Source organism: Nocardioides sediminis, assembly GCF_003047295.1.
Classification (GTDB): Bacteria; Actinomycetota; Actinomycetes; order Propionibacteriales; family Nocardioidaceae; genus Nocardioides; species Nocardioides sediminis.
Genome location: NZ_PZYZ01000006.1, coordinates 15104 through 33027 on the forward strand (window position 1 = coordinate 15104; position 17924 = coordinate 33027).

General features: G+C 73.5%; 22 protein-coding genes. 14 read left to right on the forward strand and 8 right to left on the reverse strand.

Annotated elements, in window-relative coordinates; translation table 11 throughout:
* The first annotated feature begins 70 nt into the window (after positions 1 to 70).
* The 3 genes from DAI17_RS14140 (at position 71) to DAI17_RS14150 (ending at position 2359) form a co-directional block, all read left to right on the forward strand.
* Positions 71 to 343 (forward strand): hypothetical protein, encoded by a 273-nt coding sequence (locus tag DAI17_RS14140; protein ID WP_199905138.1) that lies wholly within the window; start codon positions 71 to 73, stop codon positions 341 to 343.
* A 185-nt stretch (positions 344 to 528) separates the two neighbouring features.
* Positions 529 to 1467, forward strand: coding sequence for a JmjC domain-containing protein (locus tag DAI17_RS14145; RefSeq protein ID WP_325049871.1), 939 nt, complete (start codon positions 529 to 531; stop codon positions 1465 to 1467).
* A complete protein-coding gene (locus DAI17_RS14150) occupies positions 1460 to 2359 on the forward strand; it encodes a sucrase ferredoxin (protein ID WP_107773860.1) in 900 nt (299 codons plus the stop codon). The genes DAI17_RS14145 and DAI17_RS14150 overlap by 8 nt, the downstream gene beginning before the upstream one ends.
* Positions 2360 to 2371: 12 nt before the next feature.
* On the opposite strand, the gene DAI17_RS14155 is transcribed toward DAI17_RS14150, so the two are convergent.
* Together DAI17_RS14155 and DAI17_RS14160 are read right to left on the reverse strand one after the other, a co-directional pair.
* Positions 2372 to 3325, reverse strand: coding sequence for a succinylglutamate desuccinylase/aspartoacylase family protein (locus DAI17_RS14155; protein ID WP_107773861.1), 954 nt, complete (start codon positions 3323 to 3325; stop codon positions 2372 to 2374).
* The gene (locus DAI17_RS14160) at positions 3325 to 3813 is read right to left on the reverse strand and encodes an ATP-dependent zinc protease family protein (protein WP_107773862.1); all 489 of its coding nucleotides are present in this window, start codon (positions 3811 to 3813) and stop codon (positions 3325 to 3327) included. Before DAI17_RS14160 ends, DAI17_RS14155 begins: the two co-directional genes overlap by 1 nt.
* 41 nt (positions 3814 to 3854) lie before the next feature.
* On the opposite strand from DAI17_RS14160, the gene DAI17_RS14165 reads away from it, so the two are divergent.
* Both DAI17_RS14165 and DAI17_RS14170 read left to right on the forward strand, forming a co-directional pair.
* Positions 3855 to 5048: a RimK family alpha-L-glutamate ligase gene (locus tag DAI17_RS14165; protein ID WP_107773863.1), complete on the forward strand. Its 1194-nt coding sequence runs from the start codon at positions 3855 to 3857 to the stop codon at positions 5046 to 5048.
* An 8-nt stretch (positions 5049 to 5056) separates the two neighbouring features.
* On the forward strand, positions 5057 to 5362 hold the full coding sequence (locus tag DAI17_RS14170; RefSeq protein WP_107773864.1) for a hypothetical protein: 306 nt from the start codon (positions 5057 to 5059) through the stop codon (positions 5360 to 5362).
* Positions 5363 to 5367: 5 nt separating this feature from the next.
* On the opposite strand, the gene DAI17_RS21010 is transcribed toward DAI17_RS14170, so the two are convergent.
* The 4 genes from DAI17_RS21010 to DAI17_RS14190 all read right to left on the reverse strand — a co-directional run bounded on the left by DAI17_RS21010 (position 5368) and on the right by DAI17_RS14190 (position 7953).
* A complete protein-coding gene (locus tag DAI17_RS21010) occupies positions 5368 to 6111 on the reverse strand; it encodes a WXG100 family type VII secretion target (protein WP_159081545.1) in 744 nt (247 codons plus the stop codon).
* A complete protein-coding gene (locus DAI17_RS14180; RefSeq protein WP_107773866.1) occupies positions 6111 to 6428 on the reverse strand; it encodes a hypothetical protein in 318 nt (105 codons plus the stop codon). Before DAI17_RS14180 ends, DAI17_RS21010 begins: the two co-directional genes overlap by 1 nt.
* Complete coding sequence (locus tag DAI17_RS14185) at positions 6428 to 6823, reverse strand: YbaB/EbfC family nucleoid-associated protein (RefSeq protein WP_107773867.1); 396 nt, start codon at positions 6821 to 6823, stop codon at positions 6428 to 6430. The genes DAI17_RS14180 and DAI17_RS14185 overlap by 1 nt, the downstream gene beginning before the upstream one ends.
* A gap of 80 nt (positions 6824 to 6903) precedes the next feature.
* Positions 6904 to 7953, reverse strand: a complete 1050-nt coding sequence (locus tag DAI17_RS14190; RefSeq protein WP_234412508.1) for a DNA polymerase IV — start codon at positions 7951 to 7953, stop codon at positions 6904 to 6906.
* Positions 7954 to 8050: 97 nt separating this feature from the next.
* On the opposite strand from DAI17_RS14190, the gene DAI17_RS14195 reads away from it, so the two are divergent.
* The gene (locus DAI17_RS14195; RefSeq protein WP_107773869.1) at positions 8051 to 9745 is read left to right on the forward strand and encodes an alpha-amylase family protein; all 1695 of its coding nucleotides are present in this window, start codon (positions 8051 to 8053) and stop codon (positions 9743 to 9745) included.
* A gap of 70 nt (positions 9746 to 9815) precedes the next feature.
* Positions 9816 to 10775: a TIGR03885 family FMN-dependent LLM class oxidoreductase gene (locus DAI17_RS14200; RefSeq protein WP_107773870.1), complete on the forward strand. Its 960-nt coding sequence runs from the start codon at positions 9816 to 9818 to the stop codon at positions 10773 to 10775.
* Here the strand turns inward: DAI17_RS14200 and DAI17_RS14205 are convergent.
* On the reverse strand, positions 10755 to 11231 hold the full coding sequence (locus DAI17_RS14205; protein ID WP_107773871.1) for a MarR family winged helix-turn-helix transcriptional regulator: 477 nt from the start codon (positions 11229 to 11231) through the stop codon (positions 10755 to 10757). The two genes, DAI17_RS14200 and DAI17_RS14205, sit on opposite strands and share 21 nt — an antisense overlap.
* Positions 11232 to 11340: 109 nt before the next feature.
* Between DAI17_RS14205 and DAI17_RS14210 the strand changes: the two genes are divergently transcribed.
* The 6 genes from DAI17_RS14210 (at position 11341) to DAI17_RS14235 (ending at position 15551) form a co-directional block, all read left to right on the forward strand.
* Positions 11341 to 11937 (forward strand): maleylpyruvate isomerase family mycothiol-dependent enzyme, encoded by a 597-nt coding sequence (locus DAI17_RS14210; RefSeq protein ID WP_159081546.1) that lies wholly within the window; start codon positions 11341 to 11343, stop codon positions 11935 to 11937.
* A gap of 41 nt (positions 11938 to 11978) precedes the next feature.
* The gene (locus DAI17_RS14215) at positions 11979 to 12335 is read left to right on the forward strand and encodes a hypothetical protein (protein ID WP_107773873.1); all 357 of its coding nucleotides are present in this window, start codon (positions 11979 to 11981) and stop codon (positions 12333 to 12335) included.
* The gene (locus tag DAI17_RS14220; protein ID WP_107773874.1) at positions 12322 to 12729 is read left to right on the forward strand and encodes a hypothetical protein; all 408 of its coding nucleotides are present in this window, start codon (positions 12322 to 12324) and stop codon (positions 12727 to 12729) included. Before DAI17_RS14215 ends, DAI17_RS14220 begins: the two co-directional genes overlap by 14 nt.
* Before the next feature lie 101 nt (positions 12730 to 12830).
* On the forward strand, positions 12831 to 13424 hold the full coding sequence (locus DAI17_RS14225; RefSeq protein ID WP_107773875.1) for a DUF4956 domain-containing protein: 594 nt from the start codon (positions 12831 to 12833) through the stop codon (positions 13422 to 13424).
* Between the two features lies 1 nt (position 13425).
* The gene (locus DAI17_RS14230; protein ID WP_107773876.1) at positions 13426 to 14205 is read left to right on the forward strand and encodes a VTC domain-containing protein; all 780 of its coding nucleotides are present in this window, start codon (positions 13426 to 13428) and stop codon (positions 14203 to 14205) included.
* Entirely contained in the window at positions 14202 to 15551 is a 1350-nt protein-coding gene (locus tag DAI17_RS14235; protein WP_107773877.1) for a CotH kinase family protein, read from the forward strand. The genes DAI17_RS14230 and DAI17_RS14235 overlap by 4 nt, the downstream gene beginning before the upstream one ends.
* Positions 15552 to 15563: 12 nt before the next feature.
* Here DAI17_RS14235 and DAI17_RS14240 read toward each other — a convergent pair whose 3' ends face one another.
* Complete coding sequence (locus DAI17_RS14240; protein WP_107774124.1) at positions 15564 to 16286, reverse strand: EcsC family protein; 723 nt, start codon at positions 16284 to 16286, stop codon at positions 15564 to 15566.
* Positions 16287 to 16432: 146 nt separating this feature from the next.
* Between DAI17_RS14240 and DAI17_RS14245 the strand changes: the two genes are divergently transcribed.
* The gene (locus DAI17_RS14245) at positions 16433 to 17857 is read left to right on the forward strand and encodes an alpha/beta hydrolase family protein (protein WP_107773878.1); all 1425 of its coding nucleotides are present in this window, start codon (positions 16433 to 16435) and stop codon (positions 17855 to 17857) included.
* Positions 17858 to 17924 lie beyond the last annotated feature (67 nt).

Genomic DNA, 17924 nt, shown 5'->3' on the forward strand with positions numbered 1-17924 from the left:
GCACCCAGCAGACTGACGAGCCTGTGGGCGGACCTGCCGCCGGACAGGTGAGATGAGGAGGCACGACGCGATGACGATGACCCCCCCGCCGCTCGGCGACGACGACATGAGCACCGAGGGCACGCCCGACGACGCCGACAACCCGATGCTGGGCGGCGACGCCGACAGCACCGACGCGGACGCCACCGACGGTGACAGCACCGACTCCACGGACGGCGACTCCACCGACGCCGACGGCACCGACGGCGACTCCACGGACGCCGACGCGACCGACGGTGACAGCACCGACTCCACGGACGGCGACTCCACCGACGCCGACGGCACCGACGGGACGGCCCTCTGAGCGCGCTCGACCTGCTGACCGGCGACGCCCAGGCCTTCCGCGAGAAGACCTGGGCGTCGCGGGTCCACGTCCACCACACCGACCCCGCCCGCCTCGTCGGGCTGCTGTCCCTCGACGACGTCGACGGCCTGCTCACGGCGAGCGCCATCCGGACCCCGGCCGTCCGCGTCGCGCGCGACGGCAGCGTGCTGCCGGAGTCGTCGTACACCCGCAGCGGCACGCTGGCCGGCAAGCCGCTCACCGGGCTCGTCGACCCGGTCCGGCTGCTGCGGCTCTTCGACGAGGGCGCGACCGTCGTGCTCCAGGGGCTGCAGCGCTACCACCCCGCGCTGACCGACCTCGTCGCCGAGCTCGAGCTCGAGCTGGGCCACCCCTGCCAGGCCAACGCCTACCTCACCCCGCCCGGCGCCCAGGGCTTCGCCGTGCACTCCGACTCCCACGACGTCTTCGTCCTGCAGACCCACGGGTCCAAGCAGTGGGAGGTCCACGGCGCCGACGGCCCCGGCGACCTGCTGCTCGAGCCGGGCGTGGTGGCCTACCTGCCGACCGGCACGCCGCACGCCGCCCGCGCCCAGGACACCGTGTCGCTGCACGTCACCATCGGCATCAACCAGCTCACCTGGCGCGGCCTGGTCGAGCGGGTGGCCCGCGACGCCGTCGCCCGGGTGCCCGACGAGCACCTCCCGGCGGGCTGGCTCGACGACCCGGCCGACCTGGCCGCGGGGCTGGGTCGGCACCTGCAGGACGTCGCGCGCGAGCTGTCCGGCGTCGATGCCGGTGCGCGGTGGGAGGCGGAGGTACGCCGCTTCCTCACCACCCGCCCGCCCCGGGCGGCGGGCGGCCTCCGCGACCTCGTCGCGCTGGGCGACGGCCTCGCGGCCGACACGCCGCTGCGCCGACGACCCGGCGTGCCCTGCCGGCTCGTGCCCGAGGGCGACGACCGCCTCCGGGTGCTGCTGGGGGACCGGTCGCTGGTCGTCCCGGCGCACGTGCGCCCGGCGCTCGAGGAGGTGGCGCGTCGCGAGTGCCTCACCGCGGACGACCTGGTCCCGCACCTCGACGCGGAGAGCGCGCTCGTGCTCGTCCGCCGGCTGGTGCGCGAGGGGCTGCTGCGCGTTGGCTGACCCGGTCCGGTGCGCCGCGGAGGCGGCCCGGCGGGGCGACGCCCTCGCCGGGAGCGCGTCGACCTTCCCCGCCTTCCTGCTCCTCGAGCACCCCGGTCCGTGGGGGGTCGACGCCCTTCTCGACGCCCGGCTCCCCGACGGGCTCGGTGCGCACCTGACCGCGGCGGCGCGGGGGACCGGCGTCCGGGTGCTGCTGGCCCGGCGCCACGGGAGCCCCCGGCGCTCCGCCGGGGACGGCCATCGCGTGGTCGCCGCGCACGCCCGCGCCGGTTGGTGCGAGGCCATGACCGTGGCCGACCTGGGGGACGTCGCCGCTCTCGACCTCGCCGCCCTCGGCGCCGGGCACCGCCCGGGCTGGACGCCGCTGCCCGGGCCGGTGCTCGCGGTGTGCACCCACGGCCGCCACGACGCCTGCTGTGCCGAGCGGGGGCGTCCGGTGGCCGCGGCGCTCGCCGCCGAGCACCCCGACCTCACCTGGGAGGTGAGCCACGTGGGTGGCGACCGCTTCGCGGCCAACCTGCTGGTGCTGCCGCACGGGCTCTACTACGGAGGGCTCGACCCGGCGTCCGCCCTCCGGGTCGCCGACGCGACGCTGTCGGGCCACGTCGTGCTCGAGCACCTCCGGGGCCGCTCCCGCTGGCCGATGCCGGTGCAGGCCGCCGAGGTCGCCCTGCGCCGGCACCTCGACCAGACGCGGCTCGACGCCGTCGAGCTCGCCGGGCACCGGCGTGACGACGAGCTCGTCACGGCGCGGTTCGCGGTCGCCGGGGCGTCGTACGACGTGACGGTGCGGGTGGGTCGCTCGGCCCCCGCGCGGCTGACCTGTCGCGCGGGCCGCGACTCCGCGGCCTACACCTTCGAGACGGTGTCGGTCGCCGACGTCCCGGCCTGACCGGCAGGGTTCCTACTCCGCCGAGGCGATGTGGACCAGCGCGTCGCCGGAGTTGACGAGCGCCTGCTCGCTGCGGCCGATGACGATGCCGGTGCGGTTGGCGTGCACGAGCCGCAGCGTCTTGCCGAACGCGTCGACCAGCGCGCCGAGGCGCTCGCCCTCGGTGACCTCCTGGCCCAGGGTGGCGTCGAGGTCGAGGATGCCGGTACGCCGCGCGCGCACCCAGCCGCTGGCCCGGCACTCGGTGCTCGCGGGCGGCGGCGCGTCGTCGACCCCGTCGACCATCCCGAGCGCGGCGAGCACCCGGCGGACGCCGAGCACGCCGGCGTCGATGGCGTAGGCGTCCATCCGCAGGTTCTCGCCCGCCTCGTAGAGCAGCACCGTGGCCCCGCGCTCGCGCGCCGCGTGCCGCAGCGACCCGTCCCGGATCCGCGCGTGCAGCATCACCGGCGCGCCGAAGGCCGCGGCCAGGTCGCGGGTGAAGCCGTCGTCGAGGTCCGCGCGGATCTGCGGCAGGTTGGAGCGGCGGTCCGAGCCGGTGTGCAGGTCGAGCCCGACCGAGCACTTGGCGACCACCTCGGTCATCACCAGGTGCGCGATGCGGCTGGCGAGCGACCCCCGCGCCGAGCCCGGGAAGGACCGGTTGAGGTCGCGGCGGTCGGGCAGGTAGCGGTCGCCGTTCATGAAGCCCAGCACGTTGACCATGGGCAGCGCCACGACCGTGCCGCGCACCTGCTTGGGGTCGAGCCCGGCCAGCACCTGGCGGACCACCTCGACCCCGACGACCTCGTCGCCGTGGATGGCGGCGCTGATCCAGATGGTCGGGCCGTCCTCGCGCCCGTGCACGATCCGCACCGGCAGGCTCACGTCGGCGCCGGTCACGAGCCGGGTGATGGGCAGCTCGAGGTTGCGGATCGTGCCCGCGCGCACCCGGACGGTGCCGATCGCGAAGGACTCCCGTGCCATCAGGCGCTCTTCGTCGCGACGCCGCGGTTGCGACGACGTACGGCGCGCAGCGGACGCCCGCCGAGGTAGGAGCGGTGCGCGTCGACCAGGAACCCCTGGCGGAGCGCCTCGCGTCCGACGAGCATCCGGAACCCCATCTCGTCGCGGCTGCTGAGGGTGACCTCGGCCCGCACCGTCCGGCCGACGAGGCTCACGTCCAGCAGCACGACGTACCGCTCCTCGGAGTGTCCCGACGAGCTGCGCACGAGCCGACGGTCGTGGACCGGGCACTCGTGGTGCACCGCGTCCTCCTGCGAGCGCTGCCAGGGGTGGATGGAGAAGCGCACCCACGGCTGCCCGTCGCGCTCGAGCTCCTCGACGTCGAAGGCGTGGATCGAGGAGGACCGTGCCCCGGTGTCGAGCTTGGCCTTGATCCACTCGACCCCGGGCTCGGGGAGGGAGACCCACTCCCGCCATCCGGCGACGATGGTTGGATGGACGGCGGCCACCCCCCCATCCAATCAGGCCCCCATCCGATCCAGGTGGAAGAGTGAAGCTCGCGATCCTGTCCCGCGCCCCCCGGGCGTACAGCACCCAGCGCCTGCGCACCGCGGCCCTCGACCGCGGGCACGAGGTCAAGGTGCTCAACACGCTGCGCTTCGGCATCGACCTCTCGGGCGACGAGCCCGACCTGCAGTTCCGCGGCAAGCAGCTCTCGGACTACGACGCGGTGCTGCCGCGGATCGGCAACTCGATCACCTACTTCGGCACCGCGGTGGTGCGGCAGTTCGAGCAGATGGACGTCTACACGCCCAACACGGCGTACGGCATCTCCAACTCCCGCGACAAGCTGCGGGCGACGCAGATCCTCTCCAAGCACGGCATCGGGATGCCGGCCACCACGTTCGTGCGCGACCGCGCGGACGTGATCCCGGCCATCGAGCGCGTGGGCGGCGCGCCGGTCGTCATCAAGCTGCTCGAGGGCACCCAGGGCATCGGCGTCATCCTGGCGCCGGACATCAAGGTCGCCGAGGCGATCATCGAGACCCTGCAGAGCACCCGGCAGAACGTGCTGATCCAGCGCTTCGTCAAGGAGAGCAAGGGCCGCGACATCCGCGCGCTCGTCGTCGGCGACCGGGTGGTCGCGGCGATGCGCCGCGTGGCGCAGGGCGACGAGTTCCGCTCCAACGTGCACCGCGGCGGCTCCGTCGAGCCGGTCGAGCTCGACCCGGCCTTCGAGGAGGCCGCCGTCCGCTCCGCGCAGATCATGGGCCTCAAGGTCGCCGGCGTGGACATGCTCGAGGGCAACGACGGCCCACAGGTGATGGAGGTCAACTCCTCGCCCGGGCTCGAGGGCATCGAGACCGCCACCAAGCTCGACGTGGCCGGCGCGATCATCGACTACATCGACAACCAGGTCGCGTTCCCGCAGATCGACGTGCGCCAGCGGCTCAGCGTCTCGACGGGGTACGGCGTCGCGGAGCTGCTCGTGCACGGCGACGCCGACATCGTCGGCAAGACCCTCGGCGACTCGGGTCTGCGCGAGCGCGACATCTCGGTGCTGACCCTGCACCGCGGCACCACCGTGATCCCCAACCCGCGCAGCAGCCACGTGCTCGAGCCCGAGGACCGGCTGCTGTGCTTCGGCCGGCTCGAGGAGATGCGCTCGATGATCCCCGCGCGGCGCAAGCGCCGGCAGAAGGTCAAGAAGCTGCCCAAGCACCCCATCCACGACCAGGACTGAGGAACACGATGACGGACCAGCGCCGCGGTCGCGAGCCCGACGAGCAGGCCCGGGACGAGTCCCTGGGCACGGAGATGGCCCGCTGGGGCCGGGAGGGGCTGCGCGACCTCGGGGAGGACCTGAAGATCGCGCTGGTCTTCCTGGCCGTGATCCTCCCCGCCGGCGTCGTCGGCTACCTCGTGGCCGGCGGGGCGGGGGCGTTCTACGGGGCGATCGCCGGGGGCGTCGGGCTCGTCGTCGTGCTGGTGGCGATCCAGGCGTGGCGGACCGCCCGCGGCGCTCGCCGGTGGTGGCGCGGGCGTCGCGGCGCCTGACCCTGCTACCCGGTGTGGTGGCCCGGGATCGCCGGCATCCTGGTGTCGGCGAGCGCGAGGGCGGGGTCCTTGAAGTTGGCGTCCAACCCGGTGATCGCCTTGACGATCGGCGCCTGGACACCGGTCTTCCACAGGATCTTGAAGACCAGCTTCTCGCCCTTGAGCCACGCCTTGTAGGCCTCGATCGCCGCCTTGACCTTCTTGAGCGCGGCCGCCACCTTGCGCAGCAGGTTGGCGATCTTGGCGCCGGTGACCCCGGCCTTCGCGGCAGCGGCCGCGGCACCGGCGGCCGCCGACGCGCCGAGCGTGATCACGGCGCCGGCGGCGCTGATCGCCAGGCTGACCGCGGCCCACTCCACCAGCTCGTAGATCAGGTCCTGGCAGAGGTTCTCGGCCTCCTGCACCTGCTGCGAGGCGCTCTCGAGCAGCCCGCTGACCCCGTCCATCTGGCCGGCGATCTCGTCCATGAAGTCGGCGAGCTCCTGGACCGACTCGCGATAGGCGTCTCCGGAGAGGCCCCGCCAGCCGTCGACCGTCGCGGCCGCCGACTGGCCCTCGAAGGTGCCGACCGAGCGCATCGTCTCGGCCATCCCGCGCCACTTGCCCGCGGTGTCGTGGACGGCCTGCGCGTCGCCGGTGACCTGGTCCCACTTGTCGACCAGGGGGTTCATCAACGGCTTCAGGATGTCGTAGACCATGTCCACGAAGCCGGAGAGCATCTGCTCGGCCTTGGTGTCGTTGGCACTCATCAGGCACCTCCCGCCATGGCGTCGAAGCTCTCCGCGACCGCCGCGTCGACCGCCCGGAAGTACTTCTGCAGCATGTCGACCATGTCGGCCATGGCCTGGCAGGCCTTGATCGTGGCCTCCAGGGTCTCGGCGGTGTCGTTGGTCGCCTCGGTGAAGGCGGACTGGATCGCCTCGGCGTCCACCAGGGTGCCGAGCGACCCCGCCGGGATCGTCGCGCCGGCCCGCACCTGCTCGACGTCGGTGAGGACGTCGGCGGCCTTGCGGTGGTCCTCGGCGGCGGCGTCCATGACGGCGTACTCGACGTAGAGCTCCGACATCACTGCACCTCCGCGCGGAGGGCGTCGAGCTGCTCGCGGACGCTCCTGCGGTCGGCCTCGGTGGTGGTGCCACGCATCATCGCCTCGAGCTCGTCGGGCGGGACCACCTGGCCCACGACGGCCCGCATGCGCTCGGCCGCCTGGGCGGTCGCGTCGGCGATCGCGGCCATGATGTGGCCGGCCAGCTCGTCGGCAGGCAGGTGCGTCGCCTCGGGCTCGAGGTGCAGCCGGGTCGGCATCCCGGCGGGGGTCACCCGGACGGTGACCAGCCCGCGTGCCGCGTCGGCCTCTCCGTGCACCTGCGCCAGCTCGTCCTGCATCCGCTGGATCGACTCCAGCTGGCTGATGCTGTCGTCCCGCAACCGCTGGACCCACTCGTCACTCGACCCGGTCATCCTGAGCTCCTGTTCCCCTCGTCCTTCGCGGGGCACGCTTCCGCACTGGAGCGGTCTTCAAACGTACGGCGCCGGACCAGTCAGTAGCCGCCCTCCGGCGGCACCATCTCGCCGCGGATGCCGAGGAGGCGCACCGGCCGGTCGTCGCCGAGCGCGAGGTAGAGCTCGAGCGCCGTCGCGGCGATGGCCTCCGCGTCGTACGTCGGGGCGGGGAGCTTGCGCACCTTGGTGGAGGTGAAGAAGGGCTTGACCCGCACCTTGAGGTGCACCCGCATCGCCGCGCGCTCCTCGCGACGGAGGTCGGCGGCCACCTGCTCGGCCAGCACCCGCAGCGCGTCGGGCACCTCGGCCGGGTCGAGGTCGCGCTGGTACGTCGTCTCGTGGCCGTGCGCGCGGGCCACCCAGGGGGTGTCGTCGGGCCACGCCCGTCCGCCGCCGCGGCCCAGCCGGCCGACGTGCGCCCCGTGGGCCGGACCGAAGTGCGCGACGAGGACGTCCTCCTCGGTGGCGGCCAGCTCGGCGACGGTGCGGATCCCGAGGTCCGCGAGCCGCGCGGAGATCCGCGGGCCCACGCCCCACAGCGCGGTGGTCGGGCGCTGGCCCATCACCTCCAGCCACGTCTCCCGGGTCAGCCGGAAGACGCCGCGCGGCTTGCCGAGGTCGGTGGCGACCTTGGCCCGGACCAGGGTGTCGCCGATGCCGACCGAGCAGTGCAGCCCGGTGGACGCCAGGACGGCCCGCTGGACCTCGCGCGCGGTCGCCTCGGGGTCGTCGGTGCGGACGCCGACGAACGCCTCGTCCCAACCGAGAACCTCCACGACGGCGCCCGGGACGTCCTTCAGCACCTGCATCACGCGCGCCGAGGCGTCCTCGTAGACCGGCCGGTCCACCGGCAGGAGGACCGCGTCGGGGCACTTGCGCACCGCGAGGCGCAGGGGCATCCCGGACCCGACCCCGTGCTCGCGGGCCTCGTACGACGCGGTCGAGACGACGGCGCGCTCGGTGGGGTCGCCCCGCCCACCGACGATCACCGGCAGGCCGACGAGCTCGGGACGGCGCAGCCGCTCGACGGCCACGAGGAACTCGTCGAGGTCGACGTGCAGCACCCAGCGCCCGTCCGTCGTGGTCACGCCACCATGATGACGTGCACCTTGGGGGTGCGCGCCCCTTGTGCGCGAGCGTCCGCTCTGTTGGTGTGAGGGCCCGACGACCCCGAGGAGACCGGGCGTGAACATCACCGACACCGCCGACCTGTGGTGGAAGAACGCCGTCCTGTACTGCGCGGACGTGCAGACGTTCCTCGACCTCGACGGCGACGGACAGGGCGACCTGCGCGGGATGGTGCACCGCGTCGACTACCTCGCCGACCTGGGCATCACCTGCCTGTGGTTGATGCCGTTCTACCCGACGGCCGACCGCGACGACGGCTACGACATCACCGACTTCTACGGGGTGGACCCGCGGCTGGGGAGCGCCGGGGACTTCGTCGAGCTGGTCCGCACCTGCCACTCCCGCGGGATCCGGGTCATCGTCGACTTCGTCATGAACCACACCTCGGACCGGCACCCGTGGTGGAAGGACGCGATCCGCGGCGAGGACTCGGCGTACCGCGACTGGTACGTGTGGCGCTCCTCGACCCCGCCCGACACGAGCAAGCAGGTCGTCTTCCCCGACCAGGAGGACGCCCTCTGGGAGAAGGACCCGAACTCCGGGCAGTGGTACCTCCACAACTTCTACAAGACGCAGCCCGACCTCAACCTGGCCAACCCGGCCGTGCGCGACGAGATCATGCGCACGATGGGCTACTGGCTGCAGCTCGGCGTCGACGGGTTCCGCATCGACGCGGTCCCCTTCCTCTTCGCCGAGGACCAGCTGCCCAAGCGGGAGCGGCGCTTCCCCCACTTCGACCCGCACGAGTACCTGCGCAAGCTCAAGGCGTACGCCGACCGGCGCCAGGGCGGCACCGCGTTCCTCGGCGAGGTCAACCTGCCCTACCCCGAGATGGCCGAGTTCTTCGGCAGCGGCGACGCCGACGAGCTGTCCATGCAGTTCGACTTCATCGGCATGCAGGCCACCTACCTGTCCCTGGCCCGCGGCGACGTACGGCCGCTGGTCGAGGCGTTGCGGGACCGGCCGCCCATCGACACCGGCAGCCAGTGGGCCAACTTCTTGCGCAACCACGACGAGCTCACCCTCGACAAGCTCAGCCGGTCGGAACGGCAGGAGGTCTTCGACGCCTTCGGCCCGGAGCCGGAGATGCGGCTCTTCGACCGGGGCCTGCGCCGGCGCCTCCCGCCGATGTTCGGCGGCGACGAGCGCCGCCTCCGGATGGCCTACTCGCTGATGTTCTCCCTGCCCGGGACGCCGGTGCTGTTCTACGGCGAGGAGATCGGCATGGGGGAGAACCTCGACGTGCCGGGCCGGCTGGCGGTGCGCACCCCCATGCAGTGGCAGGCCTCCGACAACGGCGGCTTCTCCACCGCGTCCAAGCGGTCGCTGGTACGGCCCGTGACCGAGGGCGCCTACGGGCCCGAGCAGGTCAACGTGGGACAGCAGCGCAACGACCCCGAGTCGCTGTGGTCGTTCATGCAGCGGCTGATCTCCCGCTACCGGCAGTCGCCGGAGATCGGATGGTCCGCGGTCGAGGTGCTCGACCAGCCCGACCGCCGCGTGCTCGCGCACGTGTGCCGCAAGGACGAGTGGGCCCTGGTGGCGCTGCACAACTTCGCCGCCGAGCCGGTCGAGGTCAACGTGGAGGTGCCCGGCGTGGCGCGCGGCACCGGCCTGGTGGACCTGCTCACCCCGGGACCGGCCCAGCGCCGGGAGGCGGGGCCGCGCGGCCGGATCACCCTGACCCTGCCGGCCTACGGCTACTGCTGGTGGCGGGTCGTCCCCGAGGGCGACCGGCGCATCGACCACTGAGCAGTCCGGACCACCGAGCAGTCCGACCAGACCCGCACGACCACCCGAGAGCCCCGAGAGAGAGAACCCCGTGACCCGCATCGGCTTCCACGCCTCCCACGAGCAGATCTCGCCCCGACAGCTGCTCGCCGACGTCCAGCACGCCGAGCGCGCCGGCTTCGAGATGGCGATGTGCTCGGACCACTTCTCCCCGTGGAGCACCCGGCACGGCCACTCCGGCTACGCGTGGTCGTGGCTCGGCGCCGCCCTGGCCACCACCGACCTGGACCTCGGGTGCGTCTCGGCGCCCGGGCAGCGCTACCACCCGGCGGTGCACGCCCAGCGGATCGCCACCCTCGCCCAGATGTTCCCCGGCCGGTTCTGGGTCGCCCTCGGCAGCGGCGAGGCCTCCAACGAGCACATCACCGGCGAGCGCTGGCCCGACAAGGAGCAGCGCACGCGACGGCTCGAGGAGTGCGTCGACGTCATCTCCCGGATGCTCGACGGCGAGGAGGTCACCCATCGCGGTCTGGTCACCGTCGACCGCGCCCGGCTGTGGGAGGTGCCGGAGCAGCGGCCGCTGCTGATCGGACCGGCGGTGTCGGTCGCCTCCGCGGGCCGCGTGGCGGCGTGGGCGGACGGCGTCGCGACCCTCAACCAGCCGGTCGAGGTGCTGCGCGACCTGCTGGCCGCCTACCGCGACGCCGGCGGGCGTGGCCGGGCGGCACTGCAGGTGCACCTGTCGTGGGCGCCGACGGAGCAGGAGGCCGAGGCGATCGCGCACGACCAGTGGCGCACCAACGTGTTCAGCGAGCCGGTCAACTGGGACACCGAGACACCGCAGGCCTTCGACCTGATGGGCGAGCACGTCGGGATCGAGGCGGTGCGCGAGGCCGTCCGGGTCTCCGCCGACCTAGGGCGCCACCGGGAGTGGCTGGCGGAGTACGCCGACCTCGGGTTCGACGACATCTACCTGCACTTCGTCGGGCAGGAGCAGGGGCCGTTCATCGAGGCCTTCGCCGCGGAGGTGCTACCCGCGCTGCGCTCCTGACAGCTCCGCGGCGCGCGGGGGTCCCTCCCACCACGGGTCGGTGATCTCCCGCAGCTCCGTCAGCAGCTCGCGCAGGGTCTCCAGCCGCTCGGGCCCGAGGTGGTCCGCCCACTCCGCCTCCACCCGGCGCTCGACCTCGCGCGCCGCTCGCTGGAGGTCGCGGCCCCGCTCGGTGAAGCAGACCAGGCGGGCCCGTGCGTCGGTCGGATCGGGCCGCCGCTCGACGTAGCCCGCGCGCTCGAGCTGGTCGACGAGGTAGCCGGCGGTCTGCTTCGTCACCTGTGCCGCCTCCGCCAGCTCGGTGGCTCGCGTGCCCTCCTCGCCGATGCGGGCCCCGAGGCGGGCCTGCGCGAGCGTGAGGTCGTCGTACCCGAGGGCGGCGACGGCCTCCATCACCCGCATCTCGACGTGGCGCTGGGCGATGAACATGAGCACGCCGGTGCTCGGTCCGCTCATGGGTGGTTCCTCCCTCGACATGCTCCTTGACACGACGGTCAGCCTATCTGACCATTGTTAGATAGTCAGTGAGACTGACCGATCGCGAGGTGACCGGGGAGGGTCCGCCGTGAAGCGTGACGAGGTCTGGCAGCACACCATCGCCCAACGGGTGGCGCTGCGCGAGGCGCTGCACGAGCTGACGCCCGACGAGTGGGAGCGGCCGTCGCTGTGCGCCGGCTGGCGGGTGCGCGACACCGCGGCGCACGCCATCGCGAGCCCCCAGATGGGCTGGACCGCCACCGCTCGCGCGCTGGGGGGCGCCTGGCGCGGATACAACACGTTGCTCTTTCGCGACGGCCTGCGGCGCGGGCAGGCCCCGGTGGCGGAGATCCTGAGGCAGTACGACGAGTGGGCCGAGGTGCCGAGGGGGCCGGTCACCGTGACGCACGTCGAGCCCCTGATCGACGCCATCGTCCACACCCAGGACTGCCTGCGCCCCCTCGGCCGGACCGTCGAGGTCCCGCCGGAGGCGGCCGCCGTCGCCGCCGACCGGGTGCTCCTCATGACCTTCCTCTTCGGGACGCGTGGTCTCCTCTCCCGGACGCGGATGGTCGCCACGGACACCGACTGGGCGCGGGGGTCCGGGCCGGAGGTGCGGGCCCCGATGATCGACCTGCTGATGATGAGCGCGGGCCGGCCGGGACCGGTGCCCGCGACCCCCTGACGCCGGCTCGCCCGTCGCAGGCCCCCTGACAGACTGGCGCGGTGATCGAACCGCTCCAGACGGCCCTCATCGTGGGCGCGCTCGTCCTCGCCCTCGTCACCGGCGTCTACGTCGCCCTGGACCGCAGCCCCGACCGGGTGCTCATCGCCCTGCTCGGCGTTCTCGAGCTCGGGTTGCTCGTGCAGGCGGTCGCCGGGATCGCCCAGCTCATCGGCGGGAGCAACGACCCCGGCATCACCTTCGTCGGCTACCTGCTGGCCGTCCTGGTCGTGCTGCCGCTCGGGCTGCTGTGGTCGCTGGGGGAGCGCAGCCGGGGCGCCACCGCGGTGCTCATTGTCGCCCTGCTGACCGTCGCGTTCCTCGTCCTGCGGCTGGTCCAGATCCATGCCGCAGCCTGACGTCCGGTCGACGTCGACGGGTCTCGGACGGGTCCTCGTCGCGACGTACGCCGTGTTCGCGCTCGCCGCGACCGCCCGCAGCGCCGTGCAGCTGCTGACCCGCGCCTCCGAGGCCCCGCTGGCCTACTCGCTCTCCGGGGTCGCGGCGGTGGTCTACGTCCTGGCGACCCTCGGGCTCGCGGAGGTCGGACCGCGCCCCCGCACCATGGCGTGGGCGGCCGTCGTCTTCGAGCTGGTCGGGGTGCTCACCGTCGGCACCCTGACCGTGCTCGACCCGGAGCTCTTCCCCGACGCGACGGTCTGGTCGGCCTACGGCCAGGGCTACGGCTACCTGCCGCTCGTGCTGCCGTTCCTCGGCATCGGCTGGCTGGTGCACACCCGCGACCGGGAGTAGCCCGGGTCTCCTCACAGGTGCGGCACAGCGTCGCGGAAGGCGGGCGACAGGTGCGGACGTGAACGTTCCGGTGACACGCACCCGAACCGGAGGAGCCCCGCATGCCCGATCACCTGCTCGCCCTGGCCGACGTGGCCGCCGTCCTCGTCCTGGCCCTGGCCGTCTACTACCCGCGGCACCGCCGCGGCGACCTGGTCACGGCCTTCATCGCCGTCAACGTCGGCGTCCTGGCCGTCACGATGGCCCTGTCGAGCAGCGCGGCGACGGTGGGCCTGGGGCTCGGCCTGTTCGGGGTGCTGTCGATCATCCGGCTGCGCTCCGCCGAGCTGGGGCAGCACGAGATCGCCTACTACTTCGCCTCCCTGGCCCTCGGGCTGCTCGGTGGCCTGGGCACCGCCGACCCCCGCACGGCGGTCGGGCTGATGGTGCTGCTGGTCGCCGTGGTGGCCGCCGCCGACAGCCGGCTGCTCCAGCGCGGTGCCCGCCAGCAGGTCGTCGTGCTCGACTCGGCGATCACCGACGAGGCCGCCCTCGTCGAGCGCCTCGAGCTCGTCCTGGACGCGCGCGTGCACCGGGCCGTCGCGCTGCGCGTCGACCTGGTCGACGACGCCACGACCGTCGACGTCCGCTACTCGCCCTCCTCGCGCCCGGCGATGCCGGCCGTGGAGCGTGTCGACGCGCTGGCGGCCCACTGACATGCACCTCCTCGACACCCTCCCCGCCGTGGGGCTCGACGAGCTCAACGCCACCGCCGGGCTGCTGGTCCGTACCGACCGCAAGTACGTCGTCCCCGTCACCGACCTCGCCGCCGTGCTGGGCGGCGTACCGGACCTGCGCGTCCTCGAGGTGGCCGGCCGGCGCTCCGCGCGCTACGGGTCGACGTACCTCGACACCAACGACCTCGCCAGCTGGGCCGCCTCCGCCCACCCGCGGCGCCGCCGCTGGAAGGTCCGCACCCGTGTCTACGCCGAGTCCGGCGAGTGCTGGCTGGAGGTCAAGAGCCGCGGTGCGCGCGGCGTGACCGTCAAGGACCGCCTGCCGTACGACGCAGCGCTGTGCGCCGAGGTCGGCCCGCAGGCCGTGGGGTGGGTCGCCGAGCGGCTCGCCGCGGCCGGTGCCGCGGGCGTGGACCCGCGGGGACTCGTGGCCACCCTGCACACGGCGTACGACCGGACCACGCTGCTGCTGCCCGGCGGCGGCGGGCGGGCGACCGTCGACGCCCGCCTGGCCTGGACGACGGCCTCCGCCCGCGCCGAGGTCGGCCCGGTGCTGGTCGTGGAGACCAAGTCGCCGCCCGGCGGGGCCGGCCCCCTGGACCGGCGGCTGTGGTCGCTGGGCCACCGCCCGGCGCGGATCTCCAAGTACGGCACCGGCCTGTCCCTGCTCACCCCCGGGCTGCCCGGCAACCGCTGGCACCGGGTCACCACCCGTCACCTGGCCCCCGGCCTGACCCTCTCCGAAGGAGACGCCGCATGAACCCCGACCCCCGTCCGTCCCGCCTGCGGCGCCGCACGGTCGTCATCGCCACCCTGGCCGTCCTCGCCGTCGGCGGCGGCACGGCCGTCGCGGTCACCACCGCCGACCACGGAGTCGCCACCAGCGGCGTCACCACCGCCGCCGTCGACGCGGGTGAGGGCACCGGCATCTGGGACGCCGGCACCGTCCACGACATCTCCCTCGAGGTCGACGACGGCGCGGTCACTTCGATGGTCGAGACCTACCGCGAGAGCGGCGAGAAGGAGTGGATCGAGGCGACGGCGACGATCGACGGCACGACCTACGAGCGCGTCGGCCTGCGGCTCAAGGGCAACAGCTCGCTGAGGAGCGTCTCGGAGGACTCGGACCCGGCCGACCTGCCGTGGCTCCTGCGGCTGGACGAGTACGTCAAGGGCCAGTCGCTGGACGGCTGGACCGACTTCGTCGTCCGGTCCAACAACACCGAGACCGCGCTCAACGAGGCCGTCGCCCTCGACCTGCTCGCCGAGGCCGGGCTGGCCAGCGAGCACGCCGTCGCCACGTCGTTCACCGTCAACGACGGCGACCCGCGGCTGCGGCTCGTCGTGCAGGCGCTGGACGAGGCGTGGGAGGCGGAGAACTTCAGCACACGTGGGCTGCTCTACAAGTCCGAGGCCGAGGGCGACTGGTCCTGGCGGGGCGCCGACCCGGACTCCTACACCGACGTCTTCGACCAGGAGACCGGCGAGGACGACCTCACCCCGCTCATCGACCTGCTCGACTTCCTCAACAACAGCACCGACGCCGAGCTGCAGGAAGGGCTGGCCGACCGCCTCGACCTCGAGGCGTTCGCCCGATACCTGGCCTTCGAGGACCTGGTGGGCAACACCGACGACATCGACGGGCCGGGCAACAACTCCTACCTGCGCTACGACGCGGAGTCCGGCGGGTTCACCGTCGTCGCGTGGGACCACAACCTGGCCTTCGGTGGCTTCGGCGGACCCGGCGGCGGCCCGGGTGGGTTCGGCACGGACGGCGAGCGGCCCGAGGGGATGCCGGAGGGGATGGAGCCGCCGGAGGGGATGTCCGAGGGGATGGAGCCCCCCGGCGGCGAGCGGCCCGACGGCGGCATGCGCGGCGGGTCCAACGTGCTCGTCGAGCGCTTCACCGCCGTGGACGAGTGGGCCGCGATGGTCGACGACGCCCGCGCCGCGCTGGTCGAGGAGCTCTACGCCAGCGGGCTGGCCGACGAGGTGGTCGACCGGTGGGCCGACCTGCTCACCAGCGACGCCGGCGACCTGGTCGACGCCGCCACCGTGGCGGAGGAGGCCGACGCGATCCGCGAGGTGGTCGCGGACGCGTCCTGACCGTCGTACGCCTCAGGCGGCGGGAGCGGAGCCGGTGACCGGCGGGAACTCCGTCAGCGCGTGGTCGGCGATGCGCTTCATCATCCAGGCGTCGATCCCGCCGCCCAGCAGGCCGCCGACGACCGGGACCCCGCGACCGAGCCCGCCGAGGGCCTTGAGCCCGACGCCCCGCATCAGGTTGAAGCCGATCGCCTTGTTGAGGACCATCAGGGCGGCCGGCGGCAGCCCGCGGGTGGCCACGGCCGCGAAGCGGCCGCTCGCGCTGGTCATCCCGGCCTTGCGCAGGACCTCCTCCGACCGAGAGCCGACGAGGGTGAGCATCACGGCCGTCCTGATCCGCTCGTCGGTGAGGTCGTAGCCGTGCAGGGACGCGATGGCGCCCACCATCCGGGTGGCCTGGACGTAGAACTCGAGCAGGTTGGCCGGCAGGGCGACCGGCATCGTGACGAAGCCGCCGACGCCGGTGACGAAACCGCCGACCGCGGCGCCCACGGTGGCGCCCCGCGCGACGGCCCCGACCGCGTCCTCCGCGCTGCTCGTGCCGCGTCGCGCCCTGGCCGCGACCTGCTCCGCCGAGCGGATGGGCCCCCGCCCGTCGAGGCCGGTGTCGAAGAGGATCTCCATCACCCGGTGGATCGCGCCGTCGTCCTTCGTCGCGTCCTGCGCGGCCTCGAGCGCCGAGCGCGTCGTCGCGATGTCGTCGGGGTCGGCGCGGAACAGGTCGAACAGGCCCATGGTCACTCCTTGGTCGTCCACCGGGGGTCGCGGTGATCCTGTCACGGCCCGGAAACACAACGAACACAAGAGTGAGACCCAGGTCACACCGTCCTAGCGTCGGGCCACCGGGTGCATCGGGTGCCCGCCATCCACGGAGGCATGACATGCCGCACCGACCGACCACACGACTCGCCCGCAGCCTGGCTGCCGGCGCCGGCGGCGCCCTGCTGCTCGCCGGCCTGCTCGCTCCCACCGCGCCCGCCGGGGCCGCCGCCGCTCCCGCGCCGGTCGCCTGTCCGCCCGCCGTGGGCGACCTCGCCACGTGCTGGTCCGGGCAGGACGACAACGGCGCGTGGTACACCTTCGCCGTCCCCGACGACTGGAACGGCGACCTCGTCGTGCACGCCCACGGCGGCCCCGGGCTGGACCCGGAGTCCGACCCGGAACGGAGCCCGGAGGACCTCGACCGCTGGTCGGTCATGGTGCGCGAGGGCTACGCGTGGGTGGGCTCGGCCTACCGACGCGGCGGCTACGGCGCCCGGATGGCCGTCGCGGACACCGAGAACGCACGCCTGGTCTTCGAGGAGGCTGTCGGGGTCCCGGGTCGCACCTTCGCCCACGGCCAGTCGTGGGGCGGCGACGTCGCCGCCAAGCTCGTCGAGGTGCACCCCACGTCGTACGACGGCGTCCTGCTGACCAACGGCGTCCTGGCCGGCGGCTCGCGCGGCTACGACTACCGCGTCGACCTGCGCGTGGTCTACCAGTACTACTGCGGCAACCACCCGCGGCCCACGGAGGTGCAGTACCCGCTCTGGATGGGCTTGCGCGAGGATTCGACGATGACGTCCGCCGGGCTGCGCTCGCGGCTCCAGGAGTGCACCGGCTACCAGTCCGACCCCGCCGACCGGACGGCGCTCCAGCAGCGCAACCTCGACGACATCCTGGCGGTGACCAAGATCCCCGAGCGCACCATCGAGTCCCACCTGCGGTTCGCCACCTTCACCTTCCGCGACATCGTGCACCAGCGCCTCGAGGGCCGGAACCCCTTCTCCAACCAGGGCATCCGCTACTCCGGCAGCCACGACGACAAGGCCCTCAACGCCGGCGTCGAGCGCTTCGCCGCCGACCCCACGGCGCGGCGCGACCTCTCCTGGGACAGCGACCCCACCGGCGCCGTGCAGGTGCCGACCGTGACGCTGCACGCCATCGACGACCCGACCGCCTTCGTGGAGCACGAGTCGGCCTACCGCGAGTCGCGCGAGGGAGCCGGCACCGACGACCTCCTGGTGCAGGCCTTCAGCCGCGAGTCCGAGCACAGCTCGCTGAGCGACTCCGGCTACGCCACCGTGATGGCCGCGCTGGCGGACTGGGTGGAGACGGGCGTGCGGCCGACCGCGGAGCAGGTCGCTGCGAGCTGCCCGGCTGCCGACGCCCGCTACGGCACCGGCTGCTTCCTCGACCCGACCTACACGCCCGCCGCGTACGCCGAGCGCGTCGAGGCCCGGCCGGGTGGGCACCGCTGGCCGGTGCTCACGGCAGCGCAGGAGCGGGCCTGGTCCCACCTCCCCGGCATCGGGATCGCGCCATGACGCCGGGGACCTCGGGGGCACGCGCCGGGCATGAGACCGCCCTCACGGACGGGCCTACGATGTCGCC

Excerpts from the sequence above, each read along its gene's own strand:
- DAI17_RS14140 (WP_199905138.1), top strand. The coding sequence starts at position 71 with ATGACGATGACCCCCCCGCCGCTCGGCGACGACGACATGAGCACCGAG.
- DAI17_RS14155 (WP_107773861.1), bottom strand. The coding sequence starts at position 3,325 with ATGGCACGGGAGTCCTTCGCGATCGGCACCGTCCGGGTGCGCGCGGGC.
- DAI17_RS14170 (WP_107773864.1), top strand. The coding sequence starts at position 5,057 with ATGACGGACCAGCGCCGCGGTCGCGAGCCCGACGAGCAGGCCCGGGAC.
- DAI17_RS21010 (WP_159081545.1), bottom strand. The coding sequence starts at position 6,111 with ATGAGTGCCAACGACACCAAGGCCGAGCAGATGCTCTCCGGCTTCGTG.
- DAI17_RS14180 (WP_107773866.1), bottom strand. The coding sequence starts at position 6,428 with ATGTCGGAGCTCTACGTCGAGTACGCCGTCATGGACGCCGCCGCCGAG.
- DAI17_RS14185 (WP_107773867.1), bottom strand. The coding sequence starts at position 6,823 with ATGACCGGGTCGAGTGACGAGTGGGTCCAGCGGTTGCGGGACGACAGC.
- DAI17_RS14205 (WP_107773871.1), bottom strand. The coding sequence starts at position 11,231 with ATGAGCGGACCGAGCACCGGCGTGCTCATGTTCATCGCCCAGCGCCAC.
- DAI17_RS14220 (WP_107773874.1), top strand. The coding sequence starts at position 12,322 with ATGCCGCAGCCTGACGTCCGGTCGACGTCGACGGGTCTCGGACGGGTC.
- DAI17_RS14225 (WP_107773875.1), top strand. The coding sequence starts at position 12,831 with ATGCCCGATCACCTGCTCGCCCTGGCCGACGTGGCCGCCGTCCTCGTC.
- DAI17_RS14230 (WP_107773876.1), top strand. The coding sequence starts at position 13,426 with ATGCACCTCCTCGACACCCTCCCCGCCGTGGGGCTCGACGAGCTCAAC.
- DAI17_RS14235 (WP_107773877.1), top strand. The coding sequence starts at position 14,202 with ATGAACCCCGACCCCCGTCCGTCCCGCCTGCGGCGCCGCACGGTCGTC.
- DAI17_RS14240 (WP_107774124.1), bottom strand. The coding sequence starts at position 16,286 with ATGGGCCTGTTCGACCTGTTCCGCGCCGACCCCGACGACATCGCGACG.
- DAI17_RS14245 (WP_107773878.1), top strand. The coding sequence starts at position 16,433 with ATGCCGCACCGACCGACCACACGACTCGCCCGCAGCCTGGCTGCCGGC.